Raw genomic sequence first — 19,722 nt, forward strand, 5'->3', positions numbered from 1 at the left:
GCCCGACATGGCAGTGCCCGGTACACCGCCTGCCGATGCTCGCGCGTACTTCGCCAACTCCGGCGGGATCAACGGTTACTACTTCACCACTCCGACCGGGCGGTGGCATTGTGCGATCATCGTCGGCGGTGACCCGCACATGGCCGGATGTCAGCCTGCGACGAACACGGGAGCGGGGATCGGGGTGAAAGGTGCTCCGACGGTGGAGAGTCACTACTCGCACAAGCAGGTCCCGCCCGACACGATTCTGATCGAGCGGGGCAGCGAACCACGCTTCGCGGTACTGCGCCAAGCGGTGTTCCGGCTGGCGCCGCAGGAAGCAAAAGTCCTGCCCTACAACACATCCCTGTCGGCCGATGGCTTCACCTGTACGGCCCGAGACTCCGGTGTGTCGTGCGCAGACGATGCCTCCCGAAAGGGCTTCACCTTTTCCACCGAAGGTTTCTCGATGAATTGACGCGATGCCCGGACGCGACGTTCCGCTCCACCCCGGCTCGGAAGGCGAGTCACCCTACCCGGCGATCGAGCGGCCTCCCCCGCTCGCGAGCACCCGAACGGCTCGCCGGCGCATGCGACCTCAGCGAACCGGTTCAGGCCTCGGCGACGAAGCCGCGCAACGCGACCACCTGCCGGCCGTCGACGTCCAGCTCCGCGATACCCCGTTCGGCCGGGGTGCGCACACTGACGGTCACGAACCGGCCCGCCGCGATCGTCTTGCCGACCTCGAGCCCGCGTACCCGCTTCACGAATTCGGCGTGCCCGACGTCGGAACCGGTCGGCCATTCCACCACCGCGCGCGGGCTGAGTACCGCGCGCACACCGGCGACATCGCCGCGACCGGCCGCTTCCAGCAACCCGGTGGCGGCCCGCCTTCCCGCCGCGCCGACGCGGACGAAGCCGCGGGTGAAACCCAATGCACCACCGACGCCTTGGTTTCCGAGCAGCTGCGGGGCGAGTTTCGCGGCCGCGCCGAGCCCGCGACCGCCGGCGGCGAGGAGTTGGCCGACCATGACCGGCAGCTCCCAGTGGGCGTAGAGGCGGGCGATCTTCCATTCGCCGCCGACCTCGGTCAGGTCGTAGCGCAGGTGCATCGGCACGTGCAGGGTCACACCGGTGGACATGGTGGTCGCGAGGGCGAGGTCGCGAAAGACCGTGGCACCGCGCACGACGTCGTGGTCGACGTGGAAGACGATATCGTTGGGACCGATGAAGGTGTCGTAGAACCGTTCGATCGCCGCGCGGCCGGTGTGCGGGCGCGAGCCGACCGGATCCTCGACCCGGCCGTCGGGTGCGAACAGATCCACCCAGGCCGCGCGATCGTGCACCGCGACCGCCTGCGGGGATCGTTCCACCGTGGCGAGCAGCTCCGCCGCCGACGCATTCGCGGACATCGTTCCTCCAGACTCTCGACTCCCTCCAATCTATAACCTGTTCCAGTTTTGCACGGAGTAACCAGCGAACCACCGGCAAGTGCGCGTGACGGATCTCGCGATGATCACGTCCCGGCCCGGGCGTACGGTGACCGGTATGCAGGTCGGGCAACCCAGCACAACCGCGATGGCCACCGCGCAGGCACGGGCCTACCACCAACTCGCCGACGAACCGAGGATCTTCACCGATCCACTGGCGGTGCGGCTCGTGGGCGAGGACGCGGCTCGCAACAATCCGTTCGACAAGGGCGTGGATCCCGAACTGGCTCGGCGGCGCCGGCTGTTCCTGGCCACGCGCAGTCGCTTCGCCGACGACACCGTCGCGGAGGCCGTCGCCGACGGGACCCGCCAGGTGGTCGTGCTCGGTGCCGGGATGGATACCGCCGCCTACCGCAATACCCATCCGGATGTGCGGTTCTTCGAAGTCGACCATCCCGACACCCAGGCGTGGAAGCGAAATCGCCTGGTGGAAGCGGGAATCGAGGTGCCGGACTCGATGACGTTCGCTCCGGTGGACTTCCACCGCGACAACCTCGCCGACGCGCTGGCACAGGCCGGACTGGATCGCGCCCGCAGCGCGGTGTACGTCTGGCTCGGCGTGGTGGTCTACCTCGAACACGCGGCCATCGCCGAGACGTTGCGCTATATCGCCGGCCAGGGCGACGGTGCGGTCGTGGTGTTCGACTACTCCTACCCGCCCGACGAGGGGCAGCAGGCACGCGGGAAACGCGTTGCGGCCGTGGGGGAACCGTGGATCAGCTTCTTCACCGAAGAGCAGATGCGGAGCGAACTGGAGTCGGCCGGATTCACCGACATCGAGGATCACCCGGGGATCGCACTGGTTCGGTCCTACGCCGACCTCCCCGGCACCGGACCGGCACTGCCGGGCCCGCATCTCATTCGCGCGCGAACCTGACCCCGAGCTCACGCACCGCCGTCCCCGGAACAATCACCGGCAGACGACGGTTGCCCCGAGAGAAACACGACTGCGAACTCGGGAGGTGCGATGCTGGCGATCGGATTCGAGGAGCCGGGTGGTCCGGAGGTACTGCGACCGGTCGAGGTGCCCGAACCGCATGCCGGCGCGGGTGAGGTGCGAATCCGGGTGGCCGCCGCGGCCGTGAATCCCTCCGACACCGTGACCCGGTCCGGCATGGCCCACGATCGCTACCGCGAGGTGACGCCGCCGTATGTTCCGGGATGGGACGCCGCGGGAATCGTCGACGAGGCCGACCCCGAGACCGGCTGGCACAGTGGCGACCGGGTCGTCGCGATCACATTGCCGGTGCTCGCCGGTGGCGGCGCCTATGCCGAAAAGATCGTGGTACCCGCGACGCAGGTGGCGCGCCTGCCCGAGGGAAGCGACTTCGTCTCCGCCGCAACGCTTCCGATGAACGGTCTCACCGCCTGGTTCGCCTTGGACGCGCTCGACCCGCGAGCGGGTCGCACGATCGCGGTGACGGGGGCCGCGGGCGCGGTCGGCGGATATGTGATCCAGCTGGCGAAAACGCGTGGCTACACCGTGATCGCCGATGCGAAACCGGCCGATGAGCAGGTGGTCCGCGACTTCGGCGCCGACGTCGTCCTGCCGCGCGGCGACGACCTCGCCTCGCGCATCCGGGCGCACGCTCCCAACGGCGTCGACGCGCTGATCGACACCGCGCTGCAAGGCGATGCGGTGCTCCCGGCGGTACGCGACGGCGGCGCGTTCGTCATTCTGCGGCCCGCGGCCCTGGGAGGCGGCGCCACACCGGAGCGCGGTATCTCGGTCCACCTCGTGATGGTCGGCGATCACCTGGACGAACCCCATGCGCTCAGCGAATTGAGCCGCCTCGCCTCCGAGGGCGCGCTGACCCTGCGGGTGGCCCGGACCTTTCCCGCCGAACAAGCCGAGCAGGCTCACGAACTCCTCGAAGCGGGCGGCGTCCGGGGTCGCATCGTCCTCGAATTCTGAAGGGCGCGTTATCCCTTCCGGGGCGGCAGGGGCGGCAGGGGCGGCAGCTCGAGGTTGTCGCGGAAGGTCTCGCCCACGTAGTCCGAGCTGACGATGCCGCGGCGGCGAAGTTCGGGGAGCAGGCCCGCGAGCAGGAAGTCGCGGTTGCGCGGGTCGTCGAGCCCGCCGAGGCCGATCACGTCCAGAACGCCGGCGTCGTAGCGTTCCTGAATCGCGTCGGCGAGTTGGCCGGGCGTGCCGGCGGCTGCCCAGTGGCCGGTGTCCTTGGCGGCGATGATCAACTCGCGCAGCGTTTTTCCGGATCGAGCCAGGCCGGTGAAGATCTCCACGCGGCCGCGGCGCCGCTTCACCGCGTGCACATCGGGCAGCAGCGAGTCCGGGATCGGCCGGTCCAGCGGCAGTTCGGACAGGTCGATCGCGCCGCCGAGCATATCGGCCAGCGCATGGCGGCCCGCCTCGAAATCGGTGGCCTCGGCCCGCTCCCGAACCAGCCGCCGCGCCTCCTCCTCGGTGGCGCCGTAGGTGGCGTGCAGAGAGCTGAAAACGTACGGTAGTCCGTCGGCGCGGCCCAATTCCGCTGCGCGCGTGCGAATCTTCTTCGTGTAGGTGAGCGCGTCGTCGAGCGTCGCCAGTGAGGTGAACACCACTTCGGCGAACCGGGCGCCCAGTTCCACGCCGCCCTCGGACTGCCCGGCCTGGAACTGCACCGGTCGCCGCTGCGGCAGCGGCGGAATGTTCAAGGGACCGCGAACGGTGAAATAGCGTCCGGCGTAGTCGATCGGACGTACCGCGCGGCATCCAGGACCGCGCCGCCGTTCCCGTTCGGCGTGAGCGCGCCTGGCTGCCAGCTGTCGAACAGCGCGTTCGTGACTTCGAGGACTTCGCTCGCGCGGGCGTAACGTTCCTCGGGGCTCGGCAGGTCTGCGGCGCCGTAGTTCTCCTCCCCCAGAGACGAGGTCACCGCATTCCACGCGGCACGCCCGTTGCTGATGTGGTCGAGCGTCCCGAACAGTCGCGCGAGGTTGTAGGGGTGGTGGAACGTCGTGGTGACCGTGGCGATCAGGCCCACATGCCGGGTGACCGCGCTCAGCGCGGAGAGGAAGATCAGCGGTTCCTGCGCCCCGATGGCGCCCTGCGCGCCGAAACTCAGCAGATCCGCGGCGAACAGGGCGTCGAAACGGTGTTCCTCGGCGAGTTTCGCGACACCCAGCGCCTCGTCGAGCGTCGAGCGCCGCGGATCGATCGCGGCATCGTAGATTGTCGGTGAACCACTGACCCCGGTCACGATCTTCAGCGGCCGGCGTCGCGCACTGCTACCCATCCCCCGACGGTATCGATAGCCGTTCTCGTCGCCACCGGTTGCATTCAGCCGGATCATTTCGGACCGATCGGGAATTACGTTGCGAGCCAAGTTGTTTCATGACTCCGCGCAAGAGCCGTTCACACCCGGCGAGCAACGTGGGCCATTGCAGACCGGGTCACGTTGCCGAGGGGCGCGGCGCCGGGCCGGGCGGAAGTTCCGGGCCCACCGCCGTGAGACTGCCCGGCCGGCGCCCCTTCCCCCAGCCGATCTCGCGCCGGTACGCGCCGATGTGCTCCCGCGGCAGCTCGTGTTGCGACGGCAGCGGCGTGGACTGCGGGTCCACGTACAGTGCGTCGGTCGGGCAGTACGCCTCACACATGAAGCACGTCTGGCAGTCCGATTGCCGTGCGATGACGGGGATTCCGTCGCCACCTCGATCGAAGACGTTGGTCGGGCAGACGTCGACGCATTTGTCGCAGGCGATGCAGGCCGGGGCGTGAACCAGTTCGATCATCAGGCCACCGCCGCGACCGCGGAGACGTCGGCCGACCGCAACGCCGCCGCCACCGTCCACACCTCGTCGAGGCCGCCGCTGAGGATGTGGTGGTGCTGTGCGGGATCCAGCCCCGGATGGTCGGCCCGCTTGCTCATGCCGCGAGATTCCGTGCGCGCCAATGCCGATCGGTACATGAGCCGCCCGACCGCGGTGATCGCGGCGGCCTGGCGCGCCCGCACCCGCTCGGCGCCGGTCGCCCGCAGCCCCGCGGCCGCCTCCGCCCACACGGCGTCCAGGGCGGCCAGTGCCGGACGGACTCGATCGCCGTGGCGCAGATAGTTCTTCTCGACCGGCAGCAGTTCGGCGCGTGCCGCGGCGAGCACCTCGTCCGCACCGATACGCCCGGATCCCGTGGGCCGCAACCCGGTTCGTCCTGCGCGGGTCAGACCTTCCGGGCGGCCACCTCGCTGTGCGAATCGCGCCGCACCCCGTCCGGCCCAGCTGCCCGACGACATCGCCCATGCCGCATTGTGGCTGCCGCCGCCGGTGAATCCGCCACAGATGCGTTCGCGGGTGGCCGCGTCGCCCGCGGCATACAGCCCGCTGACCGAGGTCGCGCACTCGTCGCTGACCACCTCGATCCCGCCGGTCCCCCGTACCGTTCCCTCGGCCAGCAGATCCACCTCGAAGCGCTGGGTGAACGGGTCGATCCCGCGGCGGTCGAATTGGAGGAAGAAGTTCGGCTGTCCGCGCCGCATCTGCTCCCGAGTGGTTCGGTCCGCCCGATCCAGTTGCGCGAATACCCTCTCCTGCAGCAGAGTTCGCGCGATGACCGACCGTCCCCGGACCGATCCGGCGCCTTCCAGAATGCTGCCGTCCTCGTGGAAGAAGGTGGCGTATCGGTAATAGGCGGTCTTGGTGACGGTCGCGCCCTTCGCGGCGATGCCGTACGCGTTGGAGAACTCCATCCCGGAGAAGCGTGCGCCCACCTCCGCGGCCATCAGCGCGCCGTCACCGGTGTCGACATTGGTGCCCAGCGCGCGCGAGAGGAAGGCGCAGCCGCCGGTGGCCAGGACCACCGCGCCGGCGTGCACGCGGTAGTCCCGATGCTCGCGCAGCAGGTAACCCGCCGCGCCGCGGACCGTGCCGTCCCGGTCGACCAGTAGTTCCAGGGCCGGGGCGTGGTCGACGATCCGCACGCCCAGCCGCCGCACCCAGGCCCGCATGCGGCGCATGTATTCCGGGCCCTGTACACCGGTGCGAATCGGGTTGCCGGTGTGCGGGTCGACCGGGAACGGGTACCGGCCTTCCTCGCCCAACCGATGCATATTCGCGTAGGTCTGATCGAGCACGCGGTCCATCCAGTGGTGGTCGGCGAGGAAGCCGCCCAATTCCTCGCGACCGGCCTTGGCCGCCGCCCGGGCCGCCGGATCCGGCGCCACGTACCAGACACCGGTCCCCGCGGGTGCGGTCGCACCGCTGGTGCCGCAGTACCCTTTGTCGACCAGCACCACCTCGGCCCCCGCCTCACGGGCGTGGATCGCGGCCCAGCAGGCGGCCGGTCCCCCGCCGATCACCAGCACATCGGCATCGATCTGCCATGCCTCGCTCATCGTCGTACTCCTTCGAAACGGGGCCGAAACCGTTACCGACACATGCCCGGCAGAAATCCTCGCCGGTGCCCCGGCCACGGAGAATCCTTACGATCAGCAGGATTCTGTGGAGCGGCCGCGGACGTCGGCCGAGTTCGAATCACGCGTCGCGCAAACCGTTTACGCGACCGCAGCCGTTTGGTTGACTGCCGTCGCCCGGTCCGGAGACCGGGATTATCGCGACTACCGGACGGGTGTGCTCGTATGAGTGAACGGCAACTGCATCTGAACGCCTTCATCTATCCCGCGGGCCATCACGAGGCCGCGTGGCGGCATCCCGACAGCCGGCCCGATCGCATCTACGACGTGACCTACTACCAGGAGATCGGCCGCACGGCCGAGGCCGCCACGCTGGATGCGGTGTTCTTCGCCGACGGGCCCGCGCTGCGCACCGACGTGCGCTACAACGCCGCGCCCGGCCTGGAACCGATCACGCTGCTCACCGCGATCGCCTCGGCCACCACCCACCTGGGCCTGATCGCGACCGCGTCGACGACGTATTACGAGCCCTACAACCTGGCGCGGCTGTTCTCCTCGCTCGATCACATCTCGGGCGGGCGCGCCGGATGGAATATCGTCACCACCGGAACCGATCTCGCCGCCGCCAATTTCGGCCTGGACCGCCATCCCGATCACACCGAACGTTATGCGCGGGCACGCGAATTCGTCGACGCGGTCGTCGGATTGTGGAACAGCTGGGACGACGACGCGGTGCTGCTCGACCGTGCCGCCGGCATCTACGCCGATCCCGACAAGATCCATCGCATCGATTTCCGCGGCGACTATCTGCGCGTGCGCGGACCCTTCAACGCCGCGCGCACCCCGCAGGGCCATCCGGTGCTGGTGCAGGCCGGCGCCTCCAACGACGGACGAGCCTTCGCGGCCCGCCACGCCGAGGCCATTTTCACCGCCCACCAGCGGCTCGAGGACGCCCAGACGTTCTACGCCGACATCAAACGCCGGGCCCGCGAGTTCGGCCGCGACCCCGAGCATGTGAAGATCCTGCCGGGTATCAGCCCGTTCATCGCCGATACCGAGGCGCAGGCGAAACAGCTGCAACGCGAATTCAACGAGCTGACCGTGCCCGAATACGGCCTCGGACAGTTGGAAAGCCTGGCCGGGCAATCACTGCGGAATCTGGCTCTCGACGAACCGGTGCCCGCCGAATTGTTCGCCGACGCGGGCGATGTCACCGACAACGCGGCCAGCCGCCGGCAGGTGATCGCGGGCATCGTCACCCGCGATCGGCCCACACTGCGCGGACTGTTGCACCGACTCGCGGGCGCACGCGGGCACCGCGTCTTCGCGGGCACGCCCGAACAGGTCGCCGACACCATCGAGGACTGGTTCCGCCACGGCGCCGCCGACGGATTCAACGTCATGCCGCCCTACTATCCGGGCGGACTCGAGGTGTTCACCGGCACGGTGGTGCCGATTCTGCGTAGCCGCGGGCTGTTCCGCACCGAATACACCGGCACCACGCTGCGCGACCACTTCGGGCTGCCGCGCCCCGGATCGCCCGCGGCGAACTGACGCAGGAATCGTTGCGCTGCTTCGTTTTTCAGCGTGCCGGGCATTCGTTCGGCGCGGGCACGCCGCGCAGTCGCTGGTCGAGCCAGTCGATCGCACCCGGGAATCCGGCCATCAGGGTGATGGAATGCTCGCCCAGCACGTTGCGGAATACGGCGGGCACGCCACGAGCGCACTGCGCGCGGAACAGATCGGTCGACTCGACCTCGGGAATCCAGATGTCGAGTATGCCGTGGTAGATGTACAGCGGCGCAGCGGATTTCCGGTCGCGCAGGTCGGTGGCGGCGAACAGGGCGCGGGCCGCGTCGGTGTCGAGCGGATGGGCGGTGTCGGTCGCCAGCTCGATCGGCACACCGGTCACGCCGAGCGGTCCGTTGCTGTCGCCGCAGGTGTCCTTCACCGGGGAGGTGGCCAGCCACTCCCCCAGATGGTTCAGCTGATCCAGCAGTTCCGGATGCTCACGAGCGAAGGCCAGCGCGACGACCATCAGAATGCCCGACGCGATATTGCCGTTGAAGTGACGGGCCACCTCGCTGTAGTCGGTCGCCAGGCCGCCGACCGACACTCCGACGATCGACCCCGCCAACTCGGGTGCGTACTCGCCGAGCAGCATATCCGCCGCATAGGCCGCGATCGCGCCGCCGGAGTAACCGCCGATCGCGAACTTGCTGTCCCCCAGCGTCTTCGGTTCGACCGTCCGCACCGCGCGCATCGCGTCGAGGATCACGTGCCCCGCGACATGCGGTTCGGCATAGGCCATCCACGGACCCTCGTGGTCGGGAACGAGCACTCCGTAGCCGTGCGCGAGGGCCCACCACGTGGTCGGCGGGAAGAGATCACCCGCACTGAATTTGGGATGCAAGCCGTGCGCCAGGGCATACCCGGGGGTGCAGCGCAGGCCGAGCGAATTGATCGGGATGGCATTCACCAGCAGCGGTCGCTGTCCGGGACCGGTCCAGTTCGCGGCGGGAATCAGCAGGGTCGCCGTGCCGAACGAGGGCGCACCGGTCGCGCCGGTGGAGCGGAATTTCAGCTGCAGCGCGCGGGCGATCGGCACCACCGCCAGCGGCGCGGCCGTGGCCGTCACATCGCGCACCTCGATCGGATCGCCGGGACGCATGGCGTCGAGTCCGGCCGGCCACTGATCGAACAGCGGATCGCCGGCCGGCGGCGACAACACCGCCCGCCACAGCGCGGCGAGTTCGGGCCGCAGTTGGGCATTGGGCGGCGACGGCGCGGGCGGGAGGTTCGGCGCCGGAATCGAACGATCGATCCACTGCTGCCATTCGGTCGAGTCCGTGGGCGCTGGGCCGTCGTCCGCGCGACTCGGCGGCAGGCGAACCGTCATCGACACCAGCAGGGCACATGCCGCGAGCACCACGAGCAGCAGCGTCCGGGCTCGTTTCACAGCAACCTCCACAACAGATCGACCAGCCCCGTTCCGGGGCGGTAGTGACTGGAGCCGAGATCGGGTTCGAGATACCCGCCGGGCACCACGATATCCCCAGCTGACTGCCCCTGCGCGCAACTCACCGACGTGCCACCGACCGCATCGGCCACGGCGATGCCGGCGGCGAGTACGACCGCCTGGACAATCCGCCGGGAAGGTCTCCGCCTCACGCCGAAAATCACTGTGCCCCTTTGTGAACGACCGCCCCGACCCACGCACACCATACGGTCGGCCGCGACCGCGCAGCGCGCCTCCGGACACGGTCGTTGAGAACTCACGAAACCGGGCCGCCGATACCGGTGCCCGGCACAACGATTCGACGAGCGAAAAGGTCGCGTTTCATCAAATGTGCATGATGCACCTCATATGTATGATGCAAACTTCGGCTCGTGACATTCGAGGAGTAGGGCGTGGAGAAAGCACAAACCGCCGGGCGTTCCGGCGCGATACTGGCGGTGCTGGCATTCGCCGGCATCGTCGTCTCGCTGACGCAGACGGTGGTCGTGCCGTTACTCGGCCAGCTGCCGCAGATCCTGCACACCAGCCCGGCCAATGCGACCTGGGCGGTCACCGTCAGCCTGCTGGCCTCCGCGGTCACCACACCGGTGTCGGGACGGCTGGGCGACCTCTACGGCAAACGCCTGGTGCTGCTGGGCTCGACCGTGCCGCTGCTGATCGGGTCGGTGATCTGCGCGGTGTCCTCGTCGCTGTGGCCGATGATCGTCGGGCGCGGCCTGCAGGGTATGAGCGCCGGCATCGTGCCCGTCGGCATCGCCGCGCTGCGCGATCTGCTGCCGCGCGAGCGCCTCGGATCGGGTATCGCGCTCATCAGCTCCTCGCTCGGTATCGGCGGCGCATTGGGTCTGCCGATGGCGGCCGCGGTCATCCAGTACTCCGACTGGCGAGTGCTGTTCTGGACGATGGCCACGCTCGCGGCGGTGATCGGCGTCCTGATCTTCACCCTGATCCCCGCCACCCCACCGAGTTCCGCCACGACCGAACGGTTCGACGTGCTCGGCGCCCTCGGCCTCGGCATTGGCCTGGTGTGTTTGCTGCTCGCGGTGTCCAAGGGGTCGAGCTGGGGCTGGGGCAGCGGCCTGACCATCGGCTTGTTCGTCGCCGCCGTCGTCGTCCTGCTGCTGTGGGGCTGGTGGGAGCTGGCCGCGCGCAACCCGCTCGTCGACCTCCGGGTCACCGCGCGACCGCAGGTGCTGCTGACCAATGCCTCCTCGATGGTCGTCGGCATGGCGATGTACGCCCAGTCGCTGGTGGTGCCGCAGCTGCTGCAGCTGCCCAAGGCCACCGGATACGGCCTCGGGCAATCGATGATGGCCATGGGCCTGTGGATGGCACCGGCCGGACTCATGATGATGCTGGTCTCCCCCATCGGCGCCAAACTCTCCGCCCGCAGCGGGCCCAAAATCACCCTGATCGTCGGCTGCGTCATCATCGCCGCCGGATACGGGTCCTCGATGGCGTTGATGGGCAGCACCTGGGGCCTGCTGATCGTGACGCTGATCATCAACACCGGCGTGGGATTCGCCTACGGCGCCATGCCGGCCCTGGTGATGGCCGCGGTGCCGCAGTCGGAAACGGCCGCCGCCAACAGCTTCAACACGCTGGTGCGCGCGATCGGCACCTCGGTCGCGGCGGCCGTGGTCGGCGCGGTCCTGGCGCAGATGACGATCTCGCTCGGCGGGCATGCCGTGGCCGGCGAAAACGGATTCCGGGTCTCACTGCTGATCGGATGCGGTGTGGCCGTGGCCGGCGCACTGGTGGCGACGTTCATTCCGGGGCACCGGACGGCCGCGATCGCCGCCACCGCCGCTGTGGATATGGATGCCGAGCACAGCTCGCACCCGGCCGCGCACGACGAGCCCGCGTCCGCGCTCGGCGCGAAGGCGGTGCAGCGCAACGACATCGGGCAGACCCTGCGCGAACCCGCGGTGTCCGGACCGGTCGCCTACGGTCGCGTCCACGACTCCCGCGGTGTGGCGCTGCCGAATGCGGTCCTGACCCTGATCTCCATGTCCGGCCGCCAGATCGGCCGGTCGCTGACGGATGCCGCGGGCTACTTCGAACTCACCGCCCCCGAACCCGGCTCCTATGTATTGATCGCCTCGATCGACGGCCGCCGCCCGGACGCCTCCACCGTGCAGCTCGCGCACCATCCGGTGCCGTGCGATGTGGTGCTCACCGCGATGGCCGGACTGACCGGCACCGTCTCGCGCGATGACGACGGCACCGCCATTCCGGGCGCCCGGGTGTCGGCCCTCGACGCGCGCGGTGAGGTACTCGCCTCCGCGGCCACCGCCGACGACGGCGCGTTCGGCCTCGCGGAACTGCCCGAAGGCGATTTCACGATCGCGGTGAGCGCCAACGGCTTTCACCCGGCCGCCCTCCCGGTGCGAGCCGGTGGCAGCGAGCCGCGGCTCGACGTGACGCTGCGCCCCTGCGCCCGCCTGCACGGCGTGGTGCGCGGACGCGACGGCCGCCCCCTGCCCGACGCCCTGGTCACCCTCACCGACTGGGACGGCACCGTGGTCGACACCATGGTCACCGGCCCCGACGGCGCCTACACCTTCGCCGACCTGCACGAAGGCACCTACACGGTGGTGGCGAGCGGTTACGCACCCGTGCACACTCCGGTGGTGGTCGGCGCCGACGCCGAGGAGCTGAACGTGGAACTAGGGCACGGTAATTCGAGCGAACACGGATCCGCCGACCAGCTGGCAAGCCGGTATTCGGGCAACTAGGTTCCGTCTCCCGATCTGTCGAACGGCCTCGGGCGCGCGTCAGCGAAGAGTCGCGGTTCCACCGGGCACCGACCAACTGGCCAGCATGCGCAGCGCCTGCTGCGACGGGCTGCCCGGCTCGGTCGTGTACAGGTACAGCGTCTGGTCGGAATCGCCAGGAAGAGTGAGGGTTTCGTACTCCACCGTGAGCTCGCCCGCCACCGGGTGACGCAGCCGCTTGGACCCGTGCGTCCGCTGCAGCACCCGGTGCTCGGCCCACCACTGCCGAAATTCACCGGCGGCGGCGCTCAGCTCCTCGACCAGGGCGAGCCCGGCGCGATCCTCGGGGTTGTTGCCGACATCGAGGCGCAGGCTCTCGACCGCCGCACGGGCCTGCGTTTCCCAGTCGAGGAACAGCTCGCGCGGCTCGCTGCCCAGAAACATCCAGCGCACGTAGTTGCGCTCCCTGGCGGGCAGGGCGGCGAAGTCGGTGAACAGGGCGTGCGCCATCCAGTTGCTCGCCAGCACGTCGGCGCGGCGGCCGAGGACGAGAGCGGGCACCGCGTCGAGGGAGTCGAGCAGCTGGTACAGGCCGGGGCGAACGCGCTGCACCGGCACGCTGCGCCGGGCGATACCGCTCGGACGGCCGATCAGCTGCCCGAGGTATTCGCGCCCCGCGGCGTCCAGGTCGAGCGCGCGGGCGATGGCGTCCACCACGCCGACCGACGGTGTGATTCGACGGCCCTGTTCGAGCCGGGTGTAGTAGTCGGCGGACACGCCCGCGAGCCGCGCGACCTCCTCGCGGCGCAGGCCGGGAACCCGGCGCACGCGGTTGTCGGCGGGGAGCCCGGCGCGGGCGGGATCGATCTGGGCGCGGGCGCGGCGCAGGAAGTCGGCCAGCTCCCGATTGGGCTCGCTCATACGTCCAGTGTCGCCGGAACCCGCCCGCCCTGCCTGGGTCGCCGCGTCCTACGTTCCGCAGTCCCAGGCCGGAGCGGGCCGGTTATACCGCCTCGACCAGCGGATACGGCGACCAGACTGGGATCACCGGACCTCGGAGGGAGGTCCGCGAAACCCGAAGGAACGCAACGATGACCGCACCCGCAACCTGGTTCGTGACCGGCGCCTCCCGCGGCCTGGGCCTGGAACTGGTGAAGCAATTGCTCGCCCGCGGCGAGAACGTCGCCGCCACCAGCCGCTCGGCCGACCGGCTGCTCGCCGCACTCGACGGCATCGACATCGCCCGACTGCTCCCGCTCACCGTCGACCTCGCCGACGAGAGCCAGGTCAGCGCCGCCGTGCGGCACGCGCTGGACCGCTTCGGCAGTGTCGAGGTCGTGGTGAACAACGCCGGCTACGGCTACCTCTCCGCAGTCGAGGAGGTGTCCGACGCCGACGCCCGCCGCATGTTCGACATCCAGGTCTTCGGCGTCTGGAACGTGCTGCGGGCACTGCTGCCGCACCTGCGCACCCGCGGTCGTGGACACATCGTGAACATCTCCTCGGTGCTGGGCATCACCACGGTGCCGGGCTGGGGCCTCTACTCGGCCGGCAAATTCGCGCTGGAGGGGCTGACCGAAGCACTGGCGGGCGAGGTCGCCGAGCACGGCGTCCGGGTCACTCTGGTGGAGCCGGGCTACTTCCGTACCGACTTCCTCACCACCGATTCGCTGGCCCTGCCCGCTGCCACCACCGACGGCTACGAGTCCATCCGGCGGATGACCGGCGATCACCTCGCGATGCAGGGCACCCAGCTCGGTGATCCGGTGCGCGGCGCAGCCGCGATCCTCGCGCTCGTCGACCGCGGCGACGGACCGCTGCGGCAACTGCTCGGCTCCGATGCCCGCACCTACGCGACATCGAAGGTGGAGGCGCTGCGCGCGGACATCGAAGCAGGCGCGGAGCTGGCGCTCAGCACCGATACCCGATAGTCGGATCCCTAGCTGCGCAGCGCGGTGTGCAGCCGGGCCGCGGCAACGGCTCGGCGGCCGTCGCCGATGGGTAGCAATTCCAGTGCGCGCTCATGGATTTCGATATCGGCCGGCATGCATTCGCCCAACGCCAGCGCATGGCCGGCATCGCCACCGGCCAGGACCGCCGTGCGGACCGCCACGTCGAGATGTTCCCGCCATTCCACGATGCCGGGTGTCTCCGAACCCGGAAGCAGCGGACCGCGATACAGCCGCAGCGCCGCATCGGTATCTCCGGCGTCCAGTGCGGTGAGCAGATCGGCCGCGTCGCAGCGGATCGGCGCGGTCAGCCGGTAGACGCGGTTGGCGATGACCGCGTCGGTGGCGCGGCGCAGATGTGAGACGTCGGCCTTGAGGGTGCTCGACACCACCGGGCGGTCACCGTAGATCGCGTAGTGCAGGCGTTCCGGGGTGAAGCCGCCGGGTTCGAGGGCGAGCAGGGTGAGGATCTCGATCTGCCTGGGGCGCAGGCGAATCGGAGTGCCGTCCCGGGTGGCGCGCGCGGCGCCGAGACAGCTCAGCCGCAGGCCGGTCGCGGGTAGGGCGAGGGTGCGCAGACGATTCTCGATCGCGGTCACCAGCGATTGCACGGTCGCCATCGCCAGCGGATGGGTGCGATCCCAGGTCGAGGACAGATCCAGGGAACCGAGCCGGCGGCCGTCGGCGCCGTGCACGGGTGCGCAGTAGCAGACCCAGCCGTGCAGCGCGGCCACCAGATGCTCGGCGGAGAACACGCGGTGGGGCCGCCCGGTGCGTAGAGCCAGCGACAGCGCGTTGGTGCCCATATGCGTCTCGTCCCAGCGACCGCCGGGTGCGAAGTTCACGCGCTCGGCGCGCCGGCGCATCACCGGTCCGCCGCACGACCACAGAATCGTTCCGGCGTCGTCGGTGACGGCGGCGACGAAGCCCGCGTCCTCGGCGATGTCGCGCAGTTGCTCGGCCGCTTCGGTGACCGGCCGATACAGCGGCGAGTCGAGCCAGCGCGCCGCGATATCGGTGTCACTGCCGGGTGCGCTGTCGCGACCCGGGTCGACCGATCCCAGCGAGCGCCGCCACGATCGACTCACCTCGGCACGTACGGTGCTGTCACACATCGTCTTCGACGCCGACGCCGCGTCCGCTTCGCCGCGAACCCAGCGCGCCCACTCGGATTCGAGCGCGGCTCGTCGCCGAACCAGGGTGCTGCTGTCGTTCATCGTCTTCTTCTCCGCCTTTCCGCCACCGCCCGTGCGGTCGCGTCAACCTGTTGCCAACCCCGTCGCACCACACTGCCGCCATGGACGACTTGACCACCGGGAATCCGGATCTCTCGCCGCACCGGAACGAGTATTCCGGCGCGGAACTGTACGGACTGGCCGTCGCCGATCGCGACGGTTTCTGGGCGCGGCAGGCCGAGCGCCTGCACTGGGACACCCACTGGCACACCGTGCTGGAACGCCCCGCACCCCATCTCGCCCGCTGGTTCGCGGGCGGCCGGCTCAACGTCGCCTACAACTGCGTGGACCGCCACGTCGACGCCGGTTACGGCGACCAGGTCGCCATCCACTGGGTCGGTGAACCCGGCGACACCCGCGACCTCACCTACGCCGACCTGCAACGCGCCGTCCACCGCGCGGCGAATGGCTTGGCGCGCTCGGGTTTGCGGGCCGGCGACCGCGTCGCGATCCAGCTGCCGATGATTCCGGAGGCCATCGTGACGATGCTGGCCTGCGCCCGGCTGGGTCTGGTGCACAGCGTCGTCTTCGCCGGATTCTCCCCCGCCGCCCTGCGCGCCCGGGTCGACGACGCCGGAGCACGCGTGGTCGTCACCGCCGACGGTCAGTACCGGCGCGGCGCGGCCGTACCCATGAAGGAACGGGTCGACGAGGCATTGGCCGGCGCGGCCACCGTGGAGAAGGTGGTCGTCGTCCGCCGCGTCGGCGGCGACCTCGCCGATGTGCCCTGGACCGAGGGCCGCGACATCTGGTGGGACGAGCTGCTGGCCGGAGTCCCGGATCGGCATGAGTACACCGCGTTCGACGCCGAACATCCGCTGTTCATCCTCTACACCTCGGGCACCACCGGGAAACCGAAGGGCATCCTGCACACCTCCGGCGGCTACCTGACCCAGGCCGCCTACACCCATCGCCTGGTCTTCGACCACGATCCGGGCCGCGACGTGTACTGGTGCACCGCCGATATCGGCTGGATCACCGGGCATACCTATCTGGTGTACGGGCCGCTGGCCAACCGGGCCACCCAGGTGGTCTACGAGGGCACGCCGAACACCCCGCACGAGGGACGGCACTGGGAGATCGTGCAGCGCTACCGGGTGACCATCTACTACACCGCGCCGACGCTGATCCGCACATTCATGAAGTGGGGCAACGACATTCCCGCCCGCTACAACCTGTCGAGCCTGCGGGTGCTGGGCAGCGTGGGCGAACCGATCAATCCCGAGGCGTGGGCCTGGTACCGCGAACACATCGGCGCGGGACGGGCTCCGATCGTCGACACCTGGTGGCAGACCGAGACCGGCGCGGCGATGATCGCGCCGCTGCCCGGCACCCGCCGGCCCAAACCCGGTGCGGCACAACAACCCTTGCCGGGCATCTCGGCGAAGGTGGTCGACGACGGGGGCACCGAGGTCGCGCCGGGCGAATCGGGGTATCTGGTGCTCGATCAGCCGTGGCCCGGCATGGTGCGCGGCGTGTGGGGTGACGAGGAACGCTTCCGCACCACCTACTGGGAACGCTTCGCCGACCAGGGCTACTACTTCGCCGGCGACGGCGCCCGCTACGACACCGACGGCGACATCTGGATCCTCGGCCGCACCGACGACGTCATGAACGTCTCCGGCCATCGGCTCTCGACCGCCGAAATCGAATCGGCGCTGGTATCGCATCCCGCGGTGGCCGAGGCGGCCGTCGTCGGGGCCGCCGACGCGGTGACCGGGCAGCGCATCGTCGCGTTCGTCGTCACTCGTGACGGCAGCGGCGATACCGCCACCGAGGAACTGCGCGCCCACGTCGCCACCGAGATCGGCCCGATCGCCGCGCCCCGCCACATTCTGCTCGTGCCCGAACTTCCGAAGACGCGCTCGGGCAAGATCATGCGCCGCATCCTGCGTGACATCGCCGACGGACGCGATATCGGTGAGACCACCACCCTGGCCGATCCCACTGTGGTGGAGCAGATTTCGCGGCAGTTCAGCCCGGCGAACTGACGTGCGCGCCGACGCGACCCCGCCGCACAGATCCGGCGCGGCGGGGTCGCTCGTCGCGGGGACACCGGACATCATCGGCCGTCACCTCACGAAAATTCCGTACTTCATCGACGTCGGCGGGCAGGGTCGTCCGTGTCGAACGACCCTGCCCGCCATGCACTCAGCTCAGGTGGTGCACTTCCTGCAGCCCGTACACGGGTGTGGGAATCTGTTCGTACCGCGCCTTCAGCTGCAGTGCGAGATACAGCGAATAGTGGCGCGACTGATGCAGATTGCCGCCGTGGAACCAGAGGCCTTCCTGCTGGGTGGGCTTCCACATATTGCGCAGCTCCCCTTCGAACGGCCCCGGATCCTTGGTGGTACCCGAGCCGTAACCCCAGCATTTGCCGACCTTGTCGGCCACCTCCTGGCCGATCAGATCCGCCGCCCAGCCGTTCATCGAGCCGTACCCGGTGGCGTAGACCACCAGATCCGCCGGCAGTTCGGTACCGTCGTCGAGCACCACCGCATCCTCGGTCAGCTCGCGAATCTGCCCGTGCGCCAAGGCGACATCACCGTTCGCGATCAGCTCGCTCGCGCCGACGTCGATGTAGTAGCCGGAGCCGCGGCGCAGATATTTCAGGAACAGTCCGGAACCGTCGTCACCCCAGTCGAGTTCGAATCCGGCGGCGGTCAGCCGGTCGTAGAAGTCGGCGTCGCGTTCCCGGATGGCGTCGTAGATCGGAATTTGGAACTGGTGCATGATCCGGTACGGCAGCGAGGCGAAGATCAGATCGGCCTTGTCGGTGGTGATGCCGTTCGCCAGTGCCCGCTCCGAATACAGATCGCCGAGTCCGAGTTCCATCAGCGAATCCGAGCGCACGATATGGGTCGAGGAGCGCTGCACCATCGTCACCTGTGCACCGACCTCCCACAGCGCCGCGCAGATGTCGTGCGCGGAATTGTTGGAGCCGATCACCACGACCCGCTTCCCCGCGTAGGCGTCCGGCCCCGGATGCCGGCTCGAATGCTGCTGTTCGCCCTTGAACCGCTGCATACCAGGGAAATTCGGAATGTTCGGCTTACCCGACATCCCGGTGGCGAGGACCAGATGCCGCGGGCGCAGCACGACCTGCTCCCCGTCGCGTTCGACCCGAACCGTCCATTCGCCGGTGTTTTCGTCGTAGGCGGCCGAGGTGCAGGTGGTCTTCGACCAGTACGGCACCTCCATCACCCGCGTGTACATCTCCAGCCAGTCGCCGATCTTGTCCTTCGGCGTGAACACCGGCCAGTTGTCCGGAAACGGCAGATACGGCAGGTGGTCGTACCAGACCGGGTCGTGCAGGCACAGCGACTTGTAGCGCTTGCGCCACTGATCGCCAGGCCGATCGTGTTTGTCGACCACCAGCGCCGGCACGCCGAGCTGCCGCAGCCGGGCGCCGAGGGCGATACCGCCCTGTCCGCCGCCGATCACCAGCACGTAGGGCTGGGTGGTATAGCCGAGTTCGCGTTCCTGTCGCTCCCGCTGCTCGGACCAGGTGACGCGCTCGCGGGTGGCCCCGTGCTCGGCCCCCTTGGGCCGGCGCGGACCCTTGTTCTCCTCCAGCCCCTTCAGTTCGCGCAAGCTGGTGAGCAGCGTCCACGCGCCCTCGTCGGTGAGGCGCAGATGGCCGACCGCACGCCCGACCGCGGTCTCGAATCCGATCCAGGCGGTGATCACGCCGTCGTCCTCGGTCGCCGGTTCGGTGGTGTGGAACCCGCGCGGATCGGTGTCGCCGAGCCGCGCGCGCAACATGTCGGCGACCCCCTCGCGGCCCTCGACGGTCTTGATATTCCAGGTGAACGCGACCAGGTCCCGCCAGAAGCTGTCGAGTGCGAACATGCCGGCCGCCGCCTCGATGTCGCGCGCCGCCAGCGCGGATTCGAAGTCGCGCAGCCAGGTCTCGACCCGCTGCTGCGGACCCGCACCGTCGGAACGCTCCGCCACCGGTTCCAATGTCGAGGTCATCGGATACTCC

Annotated in this window: 15 protein-coding genes and 2 pseudogenes; 8 read left to right on the plus strand and 9 right to left on the minus strand. The window is 69.3% G+C overall.

Translation table 11 applies throughout. From position 1 onward, the window contains the following. The first annotated feature begins 7 nt into the window (after nucleotides 1–7). Nucleotides 8–457, plus strand: coding sequence for a hypothetical protein (locus NE2_RS00565; protein ID WP_146165207.1), 450 nt, complete (start codon nucleotides 8–10; stop codon nucleotides 455–457). Nucleotides 458–590: 133 nt separating this feature from the next. Here NE2_RS00565 and NE2_RS00570 read toward each other — a convergent pair whose 3' ends face one another. Further along, a complete protein-coding gene (locus NE2_RS00570) occupies nucleotides 591–1,391 on the minus strand; it encodes a nuclear transport factor 2 family protein (protein ID WP_063022864.1) in 801 nt (266 codons plus the stop codon). 100 nt (nucleotides 1,392–1,491) lie between these two features. Between NE2_RS00570 and NE2_RS00575 the strand changes: the two genes are divergently transcribed. Then, nucleotides 1,492–2,346 (plus strand): class I SAM-dependent methyltransferase, encoded by an 855-nt coding sequence (locus tag NE2_RS00575; protein ID WP_146165206.1) that lies wholly within the window; start codon nucleotides 1,492–1,494, stop codon nucleotides 2,344–2,346. A gap of 90 nt (nucleotides 2,347–2,436) precedes the next feature. Continuing rightward, nucleotides 2,437–3,384 (plus strand): quinone oxidoreductase family protein, encoded by a 948-nt coding sequence (locus NE2_RS00580; protein ID WP_063022866.1) that lies wholly within the window; start codon nucleotides 2,437–2,439, stop codon nucleotides 3,382–3,384. A gap of 8 nt (nucleotides 3,385–3,392) precedes the next feature. Here NE2_RS00580 and NE2_RS00585 read toward each other — a convergent pair. From NE2_RS00585 to NE2_RS00595, 3 genes and pseudogenes are all read right to left on the minus strand, one after another. Then, nucleotides 3,393–4,705: pseudogene (locus NE2_RS00585) on the minus strand (NtaA/DmoA family FMN-dependent monooxygenase). Nucleotides 4,706–4,862: 157 nt separating this feature from the next. Continuing rightward, complete coding sequence (locus tag NE2_RS00590) at nucleotides 4,863–5,201, minus strand: 4Fe-4S dicluster domain-containing protein (RefSeq protein WP_063023289.1); 339 nt, start codon at nucleotides 5,199–5,201, stop codon at nucleotides 4,863–4,865. Beyond that, nucleotides 5,201–6,796, minus strand: coding sequence for an FAD-dependent oxidoreductase (locus tag NE2_RS00595; RefSeq protein WP_063022868.1), 1,596 nt, complete (start codon nucleotides 6,794–6,796; stop codon nucleotides 5,201–5,203). Before NE2_RS00595 ends, NE2_RS00590 begins: the two co-directional genes overlap by 1 nt. A gap of 243 nt (nucleotides 6,797–7,039) precedes the next feature. On the opposite strand from NE2_RS00595, the gene NE2_RS00600 reads away from it, so the two are divergent. Then, a complete protein-coding gene (locus NE2_RS00600; protein WP_063022870.1) occupies nucleotides 7,040–8,368 on the plus strand; it encodes an LLM class flavin-dependent oxidoreductase in 1,329 nt (442 codons plus the stop codon). Nucleotides 8,369–8,396: 28 nt separating this feature from the next. Here NE2_RS00600 and NE2_RS00605 read toward each other — a convergent pair whose 3' ends face one another. Both NE2_RS00605 and NE2_RS00610 read right to left on the minus strand, forming a co-directional pair. Next, the gene (locus NE2_RS00605) at nucleotides 8,397–9,773 is read right to left on the minus strand and encodes a lipase family protein (protein WP_233429598.1); all 1,377 of its coding nucleotides are present in this window, start codon (nucleotides 9,771–9,773) and stop codon (nucleotides 8,397–8,399) included. Further along, nucleotides 9,770–9,985, minus strand: coding sequence for a hypothetical protein (locus NE2_RS00610; RefSeq protein WP_146165205.1), 216 nt, complete (start codon nucleotides 9,983–9,985; stop codon nucleotides 9,770–9,772). Before NE2_RS00610 ends, NE2_RS00605 begins: the two co-directional genes overlap by 4 nt. A gap of 240 nt (nucleotides 9,986–10,225) precedes the next feature. Here NE2_RS00610 and NE2_RS36825 point away from each other — a divergent pair. Both NE2_RS36825 and NE2_RS36830 read left to right on the plus strand, forming a co-directional pair. Beyond that, nucleotides 10,226–11,632: pseudogene (locus NE2_RS36825) on the plus strand (MFS transporter); the annotation flags it as partial. A gap of 18 nt (nucleotides 11,633–11,650) precedes the next feature. Continuing rightward, nucleotides 11,651–12,571: an MSCRAMM family protein gene (locus NE2_RS36830; protein WP_267888170.1), complete on the plus strand. Its 921-nt coding sequence runs from the start codon at nucleotides 11,651–11,653 to the stop codon at nucleotides 12,569–12,571. A 39-nt stretch (nucleotides 12,572–12,610) separates the two neighbouring features. Here the strand turns inward: NE2_RS36830 and NE2_RS00620 are convergent, their stop codons facing one another. Then, a complete protein-coding gene (locus NE2_RS00620; RefSeq protein WP_063022876.1) occupies nucleotides 12,611–13,471 on the minus strand; it encodes a helix-turn-helix transcriptional regulator in 861 nt (286 codons plus the stop codon). Nucleotides 13,472–13,641: 170 nt separating this feature from the next. Here NE2_RS00620 and NE2_RS00625 point away from each other — a divergent pair, with 170 nt between their 5' ends. Next, nucleotides 13,642–14,481 (plus strand): SDR family NAD(P)-dependent oxidoreductase, encoded by an 840-nt coding sequence (locus NE2_RS00625; protein WP_063022878.1) that lies wholly within the window; start codon nucleotides 13,642–13,644, stop codon nucleotides 14,479–14,481. Between the two features lie 8 nt (nucleotides 14,482–14,489). On the opposite strand, the gene NE2_RS00630 is transcribed toward NE2_RS00625, so the two are convergent. Then, nucleotides 14,490–15,716 carry a helix-turn-helix domain-containing protein gene (locus NE2_RS00630; RefSeq protein WP_063022880.1) on the minus strand — a complete coding sequence of 409 codons (1,227 nt, stop codon included), beginning with the start codon at nucleotides 15,714–15,716 and terminating at the stop codon, nucleotides 14,490–14,492. Nucleotides 15,717–15,796: 80 nt separating this feature from the next. Here NE2_RS00630 and acs point away from each other — a divergent pair, with 80 nt between their 5' ends. Further along, on the plus strand, nucleotides 15,797–17,725 hold the full coding sequence (gene acs, locus NE2_RS00635) for an acetate--CoA ligase (RefSeq protein ID WP_084493660.1): 1,929 nt from the start codon (nucleotides 15,797–15,799) through the stop codon (nucleotides 17,723–17,725). A gap of 160 nt (nucleotides 17,726–17,885) precedes the next feature. On the opposite strand, the gene NE2_RS00640 is transcribed toward acs, so the two are convergent. Beyond that, entirely contained in the window at nucleotides 17,886–19,712 is a 1,827-nt protein-coding gene (locus tag NE2_RS00640) for an NAD(P)/FAD-dependent oxidoreductase (protein ID WP_063022882.1), read from the minus strand. Nucleotides 19,713–19,722: the final 10 nt, after the last annotated feature.

The sequence above is a fragment of the Nocardia elegans NBRC 108235 genome (assembly GCF_001612845.1).
Classification (GTDB): Bacteria; Actinomycetota; Actinomycetes; order Mycobacteriales; family Mycobacteriaceae; genus Nocardia; species Nocardia nova.

What these genes read in the sequence shown, in the direction of transcription:
- NE2_RS00565 (WP_146165207.1), top strand. Translation starts at nt 8, where the DNA reads ATGGCAGTGCCCGGTACACCGCCTGCCGATGCTCGCGCGTACTTCGCC.
- NE2_RS00570 (WP_063022864.1), bottom strand. Translation starts at nt 1,391, where the DNA reads ATGTCCGCGAATGCGTCGGCGGCGGAGCTGCTCGCCACGGTGGAACGA.
- NE2_RS00575 (WP_146165206.1), top strand. Translation starts at nt 1,492, where the DNA reads ATGATCACGTCCCGGCCCGGGCGTACGGTGACCGGTATGCAGGTCGGG.
- NE2_RS00580 (WP_063022866.1), top strand. Translation starts at nt 2,437, where the DNA reads ATGCTGGCGATCGGATTCGAGGAGCCGGGTGGTCCGGAGGTACTGCGA.
- NE2_RS00590 (WP_063023289.1), bottom strand. Translation starts at nt 5,201, where the DNA reads ATGATCGAACTGGTTCACGCCCCGGCCTGCATCGCCTGCGACAAATGC.
- NE2_RS00595 (WP_063022868.1), bottom strand. Translation starts at nt 6,796, where the DNA reads ATGAGCGAGGCATGGCAGATCGATGCCGATGTGCTGGTGATCGGCGGG.
- NE2_RS00600 (WP_063022870.1), top strand. Translation starts at nt 7,040, where the DNA reads ATGAGTGAACGGCAACTGCATCTGAACGCCTTCATCTATCCCGCGGGC.
- NE2_RS36830 (WP_267888170.1), top strand. Translation starts at nt 11,651, where the DNA reads ATGGATGCCGAGCACAGCTCGCACCCGGCCGCGCACGACGAGCCCGCG.
- NE2_RS00620 (WP_063022876.1), bottom strand. Translation starts at nt 13,471, where the DNA reads ATGAGCGAGCCCAATCGGGAGCTGGCCGACTTCCTGCGCCGCGCCCGC.
- NE2_RS00625 (WP_063022878.1), top strand. Translation starts at nt 13,642, where the DNA reads ATGACCGCACCCGCAACCTGGTTCGTGACCGGCGCCTCCCGCGGCCTG.
- NE2_RS00630 (WP_063022880.1), bottom strand. Translation starts at nt 15,716, where the DNA reads ATGAACGACAGCAGCACCCTGGTTCGGCGACGAGCCGCGCTCGAATCC.
- acs (WP_084493660.1), top strand. Translation starts at nt 15,797, where the DNA reads ATGGACGACTTGACCACCGGGAATCCGGATCTCTCGCCGCACCGGAAC.
- NE2_RS00640 (WP_063022882.1), bottom strand. Translation starts at nt 19,712, where the DNA reads ATGACCTCGACATTGGAACCGGTGGCGGAGCGTTCCGACGGTGCGGGT.